This is a genomic window from Acinetobacter sp. P37 (assembly GCF_057480965.1).
In genome coordinates, this window is the sequence record NZ_JBLIYY010000010.1 from 21286 (window position 1) to 33639 (window position 12354).

Annotated in this window: 12 protein-coding genes; 6 read left to right on the forward strand and 6 right to left on the reverse strand. The window is 42.9% G+C overall.

Annotated elements, in window-relative coordinates:
- The first annotated feature begins 91 nt into the window (after positions 1-91).
- Entirely contained in the window at positions 92-736 is a 645-nt protein-coding gene (locus AC25JC_RS10555; RefSeq protein ID WP_486923991.1) for a hypothetical protein, read from the forward strand.
- 55 nt (positions 737-791) lie between these two features.
- Here AC25JC_RS10555 and AC25JC_RS10560 read toward each other — a convergent pair whose 3' ends face one another.
- Entirely contained in the window at positions 792-1988 is a 1197-nt protein-coding gene (locus AC25JC_RS10560; protein ID WP_486923992.1) for an MFS transporter, read from the reverse strand.
- 123 nt (positions 1989-2111) lie between these two features.
- Positions 2112-3029 carry a DMT family transporter gene (locus AC25JC_RS10565; protein ID WP_486923993.1) on the reverse strand — a complete coding sequence of 306 codons (918 nt, stop codon included), beginning with the start codon at positions 3027-3029 and terminating at the stop codon, positions 2112-2114.
- Between the two features lie 940 nt (positions 3030-3969).
- Between AC25JC_RS10565 and AC25JC_RS10570 the strand changes: the two genes are divergently transcribed.
- From AC25JC_RS10570 to AC25JC_RS10590, 5 genes are all read left to right on the forward strand, one after another.
- A complete protein-coding gene (locus AC25JC_RS10570) occupies positions 3970-5097 on the forward strand; it encodes a Re/Si-specific NAD(P)(+) transhydrogenase subunit alpha (protein ID WP_111885447.1) in 1128 nt (375 codons plus the stop codon).
- 11 nt (positions 5098-5108) lie between these two features.
- Positions 5109-5429: a proton-translocating transhydrogenase family protein gene (locus AC25JC_RS10575; protein ID WP_078191287.1), complete on the forward strand. Its 321-nt coding sequence runs from the start codon at positions 5109-5111 to the stop codon at positions 5427-5429.
- 3 nt (positions 5430-5432) lie between these two features.
- Positions 5433-6887, forward strand: coding sequence for an NAD(P)(+) transhydrogenase (Re/Si-specific) subunit beta (locus AC25JC_RS10580; RefSeq protein WP_078191286.1), 1455 nt, complete (start codon positions 5433-5435; stop codon positions 6885-6887).
- A gap of 347 nt (positions 6888-7234) precedes the next feature.
- Entirely contained in the window at positions 7235-8566 is a 1332-nt protein-coding gene (locus AC25JC_RS10585) for an ammonium transporter (protein ID WP_180116418.1), read from the forward strand.
- Between the two features lie 13 nt (positions 8567-8579).
- The gene (locus AC25JC_RS10590; RefSeq protein WP_180116417.1) at positions 8580-9197 is read left to right on the forward strand and encodes a hypothetical protein; all 618 of its coding nucleotides are present in this window, start codon (positions 8580-8582) and stop codon (positions 9195-9197) included.
- A gap of 92 nt (positions 9198-9289) precedes the next feature.
- Here the strand turns inward: AC25JC_RS10590 and rsfS are convergent, their stop codons facing one another.
- From rsfS to AC25JC_RS10610, 4 genes are all read right to left on the reverse strand, one after another.
- Positions 9290-9682: a ribosome silencing factor gene (gene rsfS / locus AC25JC_RS10595; RefSeq protein WP_086178424.1), complete on the reverse strand. Its 393-nt coding sequence runs from the start codon at positions 9680-9682 to the stop codon at positions 9290-9292.
- A gap of 73 nt (positions 9683-9755) precedes the next feature.
- Positions 9756-10553: a hydroxypyruvate isomerase family protein gene (locus AC25JC_RS10600; protein WP_180116416.1), complete on the reverse strand. Its 798-nt coding sequence runs from the start codon at positions 10551-10553 to the stop codon at positions 9756-9758.
- Positions 10554-10595: 42 nt separating this feature from the next.
- Entirely contained in the window at positions 10596-11465 is an 870-nt protein-coding gene (locus tag AC25JC_RS10605; protein WP_180116415.1) for an NAD(P)-dependent oxidoreductase, read from the reverse strand.
- Positions 11466-11497: 32 nt separating this feature from the next.
- Complete coding sequence (locus AC25JC_RS10610) at positions 11498-12286, reverse strand: crotonase/enoyl-CoA hydratase family protein (RefSeq protein ID WP_486923994.1); 789 nt, start codon at positions 12284-12286, stop codon at positions 11498-11500.
- Positions 12287-12354: the final 68 nt, after the last annotated feature.

Below are 12354 nucleotides of genomic sequence, written 5' to 3' on the forward strand. Positions count from 1 at the left end.
ACAGAGATATTTTGATTGCATGCCGGTAAACAATTGCGCTAAGTTCAAATGGTAGAAAAATAAACGAATTATCCATTGGAATTTAGCAGGCATGATGCTACTTGAAGAAATATTCAAAAGTAAAAAGTCGGAAAATACCGACCAATTTAATTTACGCATTCATCGAGGTTTAAGTTGGCTGAAAAAGTCGATTGATCTTCAAGATGATCTCGATTTGCAATTTATCAGTTTGTGGGTGTCCTTCAACGCAATATATGCGCAAGACTTACAGATTGCGCAGGACAAGCAAAGCTTAAGACAGTTTTTATATGTGATTTGCCAAAAGGATGCAGAGCATAAAATCTATAATATTTTATGGGAGCGTTTTAGCCAGCCGATACGGTTATTTTTAGATAATCCCTATGTTTATCAAGGTTTTTGGGATTATCAAAATCAAAAAATTAGCCATGACGCATGCAAAGAGGGCTTGGCGCATGAAAAACAAAAAGTACTGCACGCGCTTAAAGAAAAAGATTCCGTTGATATTTTAATGGTGCTGTTCAATCGCATGTATACGCTACGCAATCAAATGGTTCATGGCGGCGCGACCTATAAAAGTTCAGTCAATCGGAAACAGCTTCAAGACGGCTGCACAATACTGTCGGCACTTTTACCGGTATTTATAGTGGTTCTTTTGGAAAATGCAGAAACCTTGGATTTAGGCAAACCCTTTTATCCCGTAGTGCAGGTTAGTTAATTTTAAAAAAACTAAAGCCACAGTAATGTGGCTTTAGAGTAATGATCCATACATTTCATTGTGGATATTTTAGTTGACGCGCAGTATAGAGTTGATCGATCAATACAAAAAATCCAGCAGCAATGACTAAAGCAATCCCTGTCATGCAGGTGGTGGTCCAGCCGCCATGATGCCATGCAAATACGCCCAAAGCTGAACCACATGCACCACCGACAAAATAAAAAGTCATGTAAATTGAATTGATTCGAGAGCGTGCAATCGGGTTGAGTTGGAAAATAATATTTTGATTACAGCTATGCACCATTGCCAAACCTAGATTGATTAAACCATAGCCCAAAATATAAAAAGTAAGAGATGATCCACCCAAGTACAGCAGTCCCCAACTGAGGGCTAAGATGCTGCAACCGAGCCAAGTTAATTTTCGATTAAAACCCAAATCTGCCCAACGCCCAATCCATTGTGTCGATAGCGCACCAAACACACCAACTAAAGTCACAACACCAACCCAAACATCGGCTAATTGAAAAGGTGGCTCAGTCAGTAACATGGCAATGGTGGAAAACAGCATACTCATCGCGGCAAAGACACAGCCCCCAATCAGAGAACGGAAAATTAACCGTGGCTCATGTTTGAGTAATGCGCCCATGGACTGGAAAACTTGGCTATAGGGCATCCGTGTGATGCTGACCACGGGCAAACGTTTTTTGAGTAAGAGTGCTAACACCAACATCAAGAGAGCACTGAGGATGTAAATCGATTTCCAATGAAACAGATAGGACAATAAGCCAGAGAGACTGGTCGATAACAGAATACCGACCAATAACCCACTCATTAAAAAGCCAACAACAGCCCCAATTTTTTCAGGTCGTATTGCAACCGTGACCAAAGGGATGAGGACCTGAGCAGCCACTGAAAATAGCCCCGTGATAATGGTTCCTGCCCAAAGCATGTATAGATTGGTCGAAAAAGCACAGAGGGCTAAACCCACAGTCGCACCAAGCATGAGTAATGGAATAAATTTGGCTTTATTCACAATATCGCCAATCGGCACAATAAACAGTAGACCCAAAGCATAAGAAATTTGCGCAAAGGTGACGGTTAGCGCCACCTCTGATTGTGGAATTTGAAAGCTTTGTTGGATAGAGGCCACTAAAGGTTGGCAATAATAATTGGCACCCGCACATAAACCACATGCAGCAGCCATAAGCCACAACAGGGTTTTATCATGGCTAATGTCGATCGAGGCTTTCATAAATTGTCCAGATATTGGGCGGAAGCGTATGCAAAGAATTTGCTGCCACGCTGTTGTGGTCACTATAAGGAAAATCAAACAGGTCTTAAAGTGTTTCTCTGTGAATAGTATCCAAGTACGGGTTTAGGATTTCTTACTGAGACTGATCATCAAGACACCCAGCATATTCAGACCGCAACCGACCCATTGCCATAGGTTTAAATGTTCATTCAACAACGCGACGGCCAGTAAAATCGTTAAAATGGGCCCGATAGAGGCAATCATGGCCGATTGTGCTGCCCCGAGTCGGACGATACTTTGCATCATTAAAATGGTTGGAAGTACGGTAACCAATAGTCCGAGCGCTAAACCATACAGCCAGACTTGACTCGGGAGTTGTTGAAGCAAGGCAATGGGCTGCGGTGTTGCAAATAGAAAATGAATAATCGTCCCAACGCAGGCTATGCTCAGGGCTAGACCAGTAAAGTGTAAAGAACCAAACTTTTGCATGAGGCCTGGCGTGAGTAATAAATAAATCGCAAATAACACGGCACTGGCAAAAACCAAACTACATCCGAGCCAAAAGTACTGATCATGTGGTGTGGCACTTTGTTCTTGTAGCATCACTAAAACTGTCCCGCCATAACTTAAAATCAGGGCAAGGATGGTTTTAAAACTCAGTGGCTTTTTGAATAAAACAGCGGAAGCCAGCACGGTTAATGTGGGGTACAGAAAAAGAATAATTCGTTCAAGCGAAGCACTGATATACATCAAGCCACGGAAGTCGAGCCAACTCGAAAAGTAATAGCCGATTAAACCGGAAATGAGCAAGAGCACCCAATCTTTTCGTTGAATCGTTTGATAGGAACATCGACTCAGCCATGCAATGACCAAGAAAAACGGCAATGCACTCATCATGCGTAAAGCCATGAGGACTGTAGCATCGACAAGAGGAGAAAGTGCATAGGCTTGCTTAATAAAAATCGCTTTGGTACTAAACAAGAAGGCAGCAATCAGCGCAAAAATTGCACCGATGAAGTGCGGACTAAGGTTTCTTGACATAAGTTAAGATGTGCCTCATGACGACTGAACGAATTCGACAGCATTGTTCCGATAAATTTGAACTGTCATTTTGATTATAAAAAATGCATCGTGTGAGTAAAAATGCAAAAAAAGAATAGTACTTATTCCTTTATGCATAAGGGATTGCTAGATCAAACATGAAAAACAGCGGAAGAAATGACCAATTTGGTTTTGACTTTTTTAATATCAACATGACTCGGGAGGTCAAATATATCAGGCTGAAACATTTAAGGTGAAAATTGCACATAAATGGTGCAATAGTGTTTTTTTGGGATAGAAAGTCAGTAGCGATATCATGATGCTAAATATTCAAAAAATTATTTTTTTAGCTAAAAACGTCAATTCTAAGTTAAGGCGAAGCATCAGGTGGGGGAGAGCAAGATCTCAATAAACCCGAAACGTGCGCAAAAATCCATCGGATATTCAAGCTGACCGATTTGACGAGACTGTGGCAGAAAAAAGTCAGTTTTCAATGCAGGTCAGCACGTCAAAACTGTCAAATGAGTCAACGAGCTGATGCAGTCTGCATGAAAGAGTGGCTTTACCTGACTTAAGTCGATTTTTCACGACACGTTCAGGTCATTAGTTGTCGAATGAAAATGTCACAATGATCAACGCACTGAAACAATCTGCACTAAAACCAGCGAAATTATTTATGTTTTTAGTCTTAAGTAATATTAAAAAGTTATAAATAGGATAAAAATGAGTAATAAATCGACAAATAAAACTGAATAAATGAAATATCGCACCATTCTTTTCATGAATCATGAGTTCAAAATATGGGTATTTATTAAATAAATATTGGGTAGTATTTTAAAAAAGTTCAATTAGAATCCAAAAATTGTACAAAAACACATCCTGAGGGGAGACATCGCGGATTGCGATGTTTACTTAAGAAAAATTAGCTTGAGGAACGCTCATGCAGATCGGAATTCCAGCCGAAACTGTTGTCGGTGAAAATCGCGTCGCTGCGACGCCTGAAACAGTAAAGAAGTTGATCAGCGCTGGTCATAGCGTCGTTATTGAACGTGGAGCAGGGGTAAACGCTGCTTACATCGATAGTGCCTATGAACAAGTTGGTGCCAAAATTACGGATGATGCCTATACCGGTAGTCAAATGATTTTGAAAGTTCGTGCGCCTAAAGGTGACGAAATTCAGAAACTCACAGCGGGTACCACCGTTGTGGGGATGTTTGACCCTTACCGCAACACCGAACTTGACCAATTTGCGTCACAAAACGTGTCTGCATTTGCATTGGAACTTTTGCCACGAACCCTATCTCGTGCGCAAAACATGGACGTACTTTCATCTCAAGCCAACCTTTCAGGTTATAAATCTGTGCTTTTGGCTGCGGCAGAATATCAACGTATGTTCCCAATGTTGATGACAGCAGCAGGTACAGTGAAACCTGCACGTGTTGTGATCATGGGCGTAGGTGTTGCAGGCTTACAAGCTATTGCAACAGCAAAACGTTTAGGTGCCGTAGTTGAAGCAACTGACTTACGTCCTACAGCACGTGACCAAGTTGAATCTTTGGGTGGTAAATGGTTAGACGTACCAATGTCACCAGAAGAGCAACAAAAAGCAGCTGATGCTGCGAAAAATGGTTATGGCTGGATGCCGGGTGAAGACTACATTCGCGACCAAGCGATTATTGTTGATAAAGCCGTATCGAATGCTGACATCGTGATTACGACTGCATTATTGCCGGGTCGTGACGCACCACGTTTAATCAAAGCAGAAACCGTTGCCAAAATGAAACCAGGCTCAATCATTTTAGATATGGCGGTTGAAACTGGCGGTAACGTTGAAGGTTCTGTTTGCGGCGAAAATGTTGTGACTGCAAATGGCGTGAAAATTCTCGGTATTCCAAATATTCCTTCAACAGTTTCGACTGAAGCGTCGGCACTGTATGCACGTAACGTTTTGAATTTCATTGAAACCCTGTTTGATAGCGAAAAGAACTTCGCAATTAACCCTGAAGAAGAAATTCAAAAAGCACTACTTGTCACTCATGGCGGCCAAGTGCTGCTGAAACGTGGTTAAGGAGAATCATCATGGTTGAAACGATTACTATTTTTGTCTTGGCAATCTTTGTTGGTTACTACGTGGTTTGGGGGGTAACACCTGCGCTACACACACCATTAATGGCTGTAACCAATGCTTTGTCATCGATCATTATCGTTGGTGCGATGATTCAAACCGTTGGTATCCCAGGTATTGTGGATGCAAGCGTACAGTTCCAAAGCATTAACGTAGTGAGTATTTTAGGTGCGATTGCCGTTTTCCTTGCGAGTATCAACATTTTTGGTGGCTTTGCGGTGACTGCACGTATGCTTGAAATGTTCAAACCTAAGCAAAAGAAAAAAGAGGGTTAATCCATGGAATTCATTAAAGAATATGCGGATTGGTTCTACCTGATTGGTGCCGTTCTTTTTATCTTAACGTTGCGTGGTTTGTCTGGTCCAAAAACTGCGATTCAAGGTAACCGTTATGGCATGATCGCAATGGCAATTGCTGTAATTACTACATTCTTTGTCGCAGATCATCCAGTGATTTGGATGATTGTGGGTGCAATGGTGTTGGGTGCGGTCGTTGGTATTGCACGTGCAAAAACAGTTCCAATGACGCAAATGCCTGAAACTGTGGCACTGATGCACTCATTGGTCGGTTTGGCTGCGGTACTGATTGCGATCGCTGCGATTCTACATAACAACCAATTGACTGCGGCATTCGCGGAGAATGAAGCGGTATTAACAGCAGCGGGTGTAGAACATGCCCACATGAGCAAAGTTCATTTATTTGAATTGTTTGTAGGCTGTTTCGTGGGTGCGATTACCTTCACAGCGTCGGTATTTGCTTACGGTAAATTGGCTGCGAAGAAATGGGCAAAAACCATTTCAGGTGGATGGGTAAAACCTGTTCAAGCTTTAATTTTCCTAGCGATGTTGGCGTGTGGTATCTACTTCTTTACCACAGGCAACATGAATGCTTTCTGGGCAATGACTGTTCTTGCACTTGCATTTGGTTGGGTATGGATTGCGCCAGTAGGCGGTGGTGATATGCCAGTGGTGGTATCGTTACTAAACTCGTTCTCAGGTTGGGCTGCAGCAGGGATTGGTTTCACGCTTGAAAACAACATGCTGATTGTTGCAGGTTCACTGGTTGGTTCATCAGGTGCAATTCTGTCTTACATCATGTGTAAAGCCATGAACCGTTCAATCATCAACGTTTTGTTTGGTGGTGCAATGGGTGGTACAGCAGTAGCTGCAGCGGATAATGGTGAAAAAGCACAGCGTAATCACCGTTCAGGTTCTGCAGACGATGCTGGTTTCTTGATGTCAAATGCGGACAGCGTGGTGATCGTACCGGGTTATGGTATGGCGCAAGGTCGTGCACAAAATGCCGTGAAAGAATTGTGTGAAATCTTAAAAGAGCAAGGTGTAAAAGTTCGTTTTGCGATTCACCCAGTGGCAGGTCGTATGCCGGGTCACATGAACGTACTTTTAGCTGAAGCTGATGTTGCATATGAAGACATTCTTGAAATGGACGAGATCAACTCAGACTTCCCAGCAACAGATGTAGTACTGGTGATTGGTGCGAATGACGTTGTGAACCCAGCGGCAAAAGACGATCCAAGTTCTCCAATTTACGGTATGCCAATCCTTGAAGCGCATAAAGCACGTACCATTATGGTGATCAAACGTTCTATGGCTACAGGCTACGCAGGTCTAGATAATGACTTGTTCTATAACGATAAAACGATGATGATCTTCGGTGATGCGAAGAAAGTTGTGGAAGATATGACAAAAGCCATTAATGGCGGCGGTCATTAATTCATATTGCCAAAGTCCCGCTGTGATAAAGCGGGATTGAGGAAGATTTAAAACCACCTTCGGGTGGTTTTTTGTTTTCTTTGCTTTTATTTTCTTCGCTTTTGATTAATTGATGCTTCACACTAAAAGTGCACAAATATTTAGCGCATCAGGTGCTTGAATCAAATTGATGCGTGTTTTGAAACAAAGGTGCAGATTGATGCGCTGTTTTGTTTCATTAAATTCAATCTCAGTGATTCAAAATATTGTCGCGAACTTATTTTGTGACGCAATGCATTGAAAAATAATTAATTGTCTGAAATTTGGTATTCTTTTTGCACAGCATGGTTATTCTTGGGGGAATAATCATGAAAAAAACATACTTGATGGCACTGTTTCTGAGTGTCCTGACATCGACTGCATGGGCAGTTGACCCGCAAATCGCCAGTAATATTCAAGACATTCGTATTTCGCTCGACAGTATTTGGGTGGTACTGGGCGGCATCTTGGTGTTCTTTATGCAAGCTGGATTTGCCATGATCGAAAGTGGTTCAGTTCGCAGTAAAAACACTATGAACGTACTCATGAAAAACTACATGGATGCCTGCTTGGGTGGTCTGGTGTTTTGGTTGGTGGGTTTTGGTCTGATGTTTGGGGTAAATACGACGGGCTGGTTTGGCTTAAGTCATTTTGCACCCGATCAACTGGATGATTGGCACTGGAACCTCCTATTTTTCCAAATGATGTTTGCTGCAACGGCAACCACTATTGCCAGTGGTGCAATGGCAGAGCGGATTCATTTTGTCGCTTATGTGGTGAGTGCGGCCGTTGTATCCGGTTTGATTTATCCTCTCTTTGGTAGTTGGGCATGGGGCAGTTTATTTGGCGGAGACGGTTGGTTAAAAGCACTCGGGTTTATCGATTTTGCAGGTTCGACCGTGGTGCATTCTATGGGCGGCTGGGTGGCTTTAGCGGGCATCATCGTACTAGGTCCACGTTTGGGACGATTTGGACGCAATGGGCAAAGCCATTATTTACCGGGGCATAACTTACCATTAGTGGCATTAGGTGGTTTTATTTTATGGTTAGCATGGTTTGGTTTTAATGCAGGCTCGACCATTAATGCCAATGTCAGCGTAGGACGTATTGCTTTAAATACGCACCTTGCAGCGTGTGCTGCAGCGGTTGCATATATGTTGCTCTGTCTCATCCGATCTAAAGCCATTTTGATCCGCAGCACGATCAATGCCTCACTGGGTGGCTTGGTTGCCATTACGGCAGGCTGTGCAACGATGTCTCCACTCTATGCAGTCATCACCGGTTTATGTGCAGGTGTTATGGTGACCTTCCTGCCAATGCTCATGGAAAAAATGAAACTGGATGATGTGGTGGATGCGGTGACGGTACATGGTTTCTGTGGCGCATGGGGAACATTGGCTGCAGGGATCTTCCTTGAAAATAATATGTTTAATGGCGATGTCATCGCGATACAAGGGCTTGGGGTGATTGCAGCCTTTTTATGGGGTTTTGGCGTTGCGTTCATTGTATTTAAGGTCTTGGACAAATTGTTGGGTGGCTTACGGGTGAGTAAGCAACATGAACAAAGGGGTTTGGACTATACCGAACATGCTGAATTGTCTTATCCCGAGTTTCAAAAAGATGTGACTTTTGAAACGGATGAAATGACTAAACGTCATTAACAGGAGTAAAGCAATGAGCACCGAACTGTTGAATTTGGCACAACGCCGCGAAGCTTTAGAAAAAGGCTTACAACAATTTATTCATGGGACTTTACTCGACAGTGCGCTACGGCACTGGGAGCAGCAGTACAGCATGAAACCGTCATTTGTATTGAATCGCTTCTTAAATGATATCTGTACCACAGAGGAGCTGCGCTTTTATCGTAAAGATATGCTGAAGCAAGTTTTGTATGAGTTATCTACCTTAGAAAAGCAGGAACTGTTAAGGGTTGAAAAACCGCAGGAGCAGGTGCAAGAAGATGAGCTCATTGCAGAGACCATTAGCGAGGCCTTTTTAGGCTTTATCGAGTCAGTCATGCTGACGGTGAAATCTACAGATCAGGCTGATTTCACCCAAGATGTGATTCAGCAATTAGAAGAAATCGGGCTGGCAATTGCAGCAAATGCACAAATTAATTCAGCGAGTTTTGTCGAGTTTTTGCCCTTGACCAGTTATGCCAAAGTTTTGACGAGCATTTATGAAGTGTATTGTGACTTTTATGGCCCGATGCGTGCAGACCAAGTTTATGCACAAACCAAGCTGAAAATTAAAGCCAATTATCCTGAGGTGGATTTACATCAACTGCTTTAGTGTAGGGGGTAAAACACCATGAAGCTGATTGTCCGTGTATAAAGTGAAGGGATAAAAAAAGCGACCTAATTAGGTCGCTTTTTTCTGGAAGCTTAAGCTACAGTTTCTGGAGCTGTACGCCATAAGCTTTCTAAATCATAGAATTTACGTGCTGTAGGTAACATCACATGTACCACTACAAAACCGAGATCAATCAGGATCCATTCTGCATCACGTTCGCCTTCAACACCGATAGGGCGGAATCCAGCTTTACGTGCTTCTTCTGCCACGTTGTCTGCAAGAGACTTAATGTGACGAGTTGAAGTACCGCTCGCAATTACAATCGCATCTGCGACATTGCTGATTGCTTTGATATCAAGTTCAACAATATCTTTGGCTTTTACATCTTCAAGTGCTTCACGTACAACAGCTAAACAAGCTTGTACATCTTTGATATTTGCGAGATCGTGAGAATTAGAAGCGCTGGGCGATGGTTCTAAATTCATAGAGGGTATGATTTCCTGACAATTTTACATGTTCTAATATAGCGGTTTTGTTGATGAATTTCAAATCAACACGTCATTGACCATTGGCTAAATGAGGGAAGTATTTGTCTTTCCACGCAAAAGAATGTGATGAGTTGCTTCGTGGTCGGTATTCAGCCGCGATGTAACCTGTATATTGGCTTTGATCTAACCATTTAAAAATCTCAGCAAATGGAATCTGCGCTGAGTCAGGTTCATGTCGCCCCGGACAGTCAGCAAACTGTATGTGACCGATATCCTGAATATTTTCTGCCAAAGTACTGAGGATGTCTTCACCCATCATCGCCATGTGGTAGCAGTCATATTGCATCTTCAAAGTAGAGTGTTGTACAGCTTCAAGCATTTCCTGAGCTTGGGCAATATTTTGCACCAAAAAGCGCGGCATATCAGTGCTATTAATCATTTCAAATAGCGGTTGAATATGATGTTCAGACAACATGTGGCACGCCAGTTTGAGGTTGCTCGACAAGGTATTTAAACATGGGAGCAAGTCAGCATCTTGTGGCTGTTTGCCGGCTAAAATATTGACACTCGGTACATTTAACGCAGTGGCATAGCGAATGCATTGTTCTAAGGCCTGATGAAATTGATTTTCACGCCCCGGAACTCCCGCAAGACCATCACCGCCTTGCATCAAATCACCCGCAGGGACATTGATTAAACACAGGCTTAAATCATTGATAGTGAGTTGGGTTTGGATTTGCTCAATACTCAGCTCATACGGAAACTGAATTTCTACATGCTTAAAACCGTGTTCACGAGCCAAAGCAAAACGCTCTAACAACGGCACTTCGGTAAAAATCATGGATAAATTAACCGCGAGCTGAGTCATGTATATCGTCCTTGAAGCAATTTACTTCTAAAGTGGGAGTTGTTAGTTTTGTTCGACATGTTGAATGATGGTGGCTAAATCTTTTTCTGCAAAACCATTGTCCTGATGGGCTTTGAGTTGCGATAAAGCAAGGCTGGCAACAGGGATGCTTAATTCAAACTGGGCAGCCAGTTGGACTGCATTATTCAGGTCTTTAGATAAAGTTTGAACTTTCCATTGCACGGGCTCGAACTGATGCGTTGCCATACGTGGAGTTAAAATCTGAAAAGGCTTTGAATCTGCAAAACCACCGGCAAGTGCTGGTGCTAATAACGTGGTGTCTACACCTGATTTCTCGGCCAGTGCGACAGCTTCTGCGATTAACGTGCTATTGGCAGCGACGATCAGCTGATTACAAATTTTGGTGGCTTGACCTGTACCTGAGTCGCCCATGCGGGTAACACGTTGAGATAAAACATTGTAAATCAGACTCAAATCTTGAATCGTTTCAGCATCACCACCGGCAAAGATGACCAAGGTGCCTTGCTCAGCGCCTGCTGTGCCCCCCGAAACAGGAGAGTCAATCCAAGTGACTTGTTGTAACTTTGCAGCATGAGCCAATTGATGGGTTTGATTTACAGAAAGACTCGAAAAATCGACAATAATTTGTCCTGCCGCTAAATGATTTTCGATGCTTGCATATACCGCGGCAACAGCAGCATCGTCTGCGAGACAAGATAAAACCACAGGATAATGGGCAATCTTCTCCAATTGAAGCGCTGTCGCGCCAATCGCAATCAACTCATCACACGCAGCAGCAGTTCTGTTCCACACCGCTACTTCAAATCCTGCCTGAATGAGACGCGTGGCCATACGGCTACCCATCAGCCCCATACCTAGAAATGCAATTTTTGTATTACGATCAAACGCCATGTGCTGTACTCAATCTATCCTGTGTGACTATTTTACTTATATTGGCGTGGTAAAAACTGAACCTCTGGGTTCTTGTCTTTTTTACGTGCCAATTGGCTGTTTTTGCCGAGCAGTAATTTTAATTGCCAGATTTTTTCTAAGCGTAAAGAACGTTTTGGACTATGTTCCATGGCATCTAAAACTTGTTTTGCTGCTGCTAAGGCATCTGGTGAACGTTGTGATAATTCTTCGGCTAACTGCTGCGCCTGAAGCAAAGGCTGTTCATTTAAATGCGTCACTAAGCCAATATCCTTGGCATATTCTGCGTCAAAAATACGTGCTGTAAGGGTTAATTCCTTGGCTAAATCCAGTCCAATCACACCTTTGAGCGAGCGGGTTAAACCCATATCAGGGACTAAGCCCCAACGACTTTCCATAATTGACATTTGCGTTTTCGGGTGGGCAATACGGATATCGGCAGCCAAGGCAAGTTGCATGCCTGCACCAAAACAAAAGCCTTCAAGTGCTGCAATTACAGGCACAGGAAGTTGCTGCCAAATCAGAAAGGCTTTTTGAAATAAACTTTGACCGGGCTTTAACAGTTCCCACGCAGCATAGGCACGATTTTTCGGATCATTCAGGTCAGCCAAATCAATGCCAGCACTAAATACATTGGCTTCACCCGTTAAAATGACACAGCGTAAGCTACGATCTTTTTTTAATTTTTCAGCAATGCTGACCAATTCTTTGAGCAATGCAAAGCTCATTGCATTACGTTTTTCTGGACGGTTTAAGTAAACCGTTGCAATGCCATTATTTTTTTCTACACGTAATAAAGCCATGGTAATTACTCTTGTTGTTTCTGCGCCCGAGCATAGCATGCACCCTGACAGGATACATGACAGTGCAG

Bases quoted from the DNA above. Each gene is read 5' to 3' on its own strand.
- AC25JC_RS10555 (WP_486923991.1), top strand. From the start codon at position 92: ATGATGCTACTTGAAGAAATATTCAAAAGTAAAAAGTCGGAAAATACC.
- AC25JC_RS10560 (WP_486923992.1), bottom strand. From the start codon at position 1,988: ATGAAAGCCTCGATCGACATTAGCCATGATAAAACCCTGTTGTGGCTT.
- AC25JC_RS10565 (WP_486923993.1), bottom strand. From the start codon at position 3,029: ATGTCAAGAAACCTTAGTCCGCACTTCATCGGTGCAATTTTTGCGCTG.
- AC25JC_RS10570 (WP_111885447.1), top strand. From the start codon at position 3,970: ATGCAGATCGGAATTCCAGCCGAAACTGTTGTCGGTGAAAATCGCGTC.
- AC25JC_RS10575 (WP_078191287.1), top strand. From the start codon at position 5,109: ATGGTTGAAACGATTACTATTTTTGTCTTGGCAATCTTTGTTGGTTAC.
- AC25JC_RS10580 (WP_078191286.1), top strand. From the start codon at position 5,433: ATGGAATTCATTAAAGAATATGCGGATTGGTTCTACCTGATTGGTGCC.
- AC25JC_RS10585 (WP_180116418.1), top strand. From the start codon at position 7,235: ATGAAAAAAACATACTTGATGGCACTGTTTCTGAGTGTCCTGACATCG.
- AC25JC_RS10590 (WP_180116417.1), top strand. From the start codon at position 8,580: ATGAGCACCGAACTGTTGAATTTGGCACAACGCCGCGAAGCTTTAGAA.
- rsfS (WP_086178424.1), bottom strand. From the start codon at position 9,682: ATGAATTTAGAACCATCGCCCAGCGCTTCTAATTCTCACGATCTCGCA.
- AC25JC_RS10600 (WP_180116416.1), bottom strand. From the start codon at position 10,553: ATGACTCAGCTCGCGGTTAATTTATCCATGATTTTTACCGAAGTGCCG.
- AC25JC_RS10605 (WP_180116415.1), bottom strand. From the start codon at position 11,465: ATGGCGTTTGATCGTAATACAAAAATTGCATTTCTAGGTATGGGGCTG.
- AC25JC_RS10610 (WP_486923994.1), bottom strand. From the start codon at position 12,286: ATGGCTTTATTACGTGTAGAAAAAAATAATGGCATTGCAACGGTTTAC.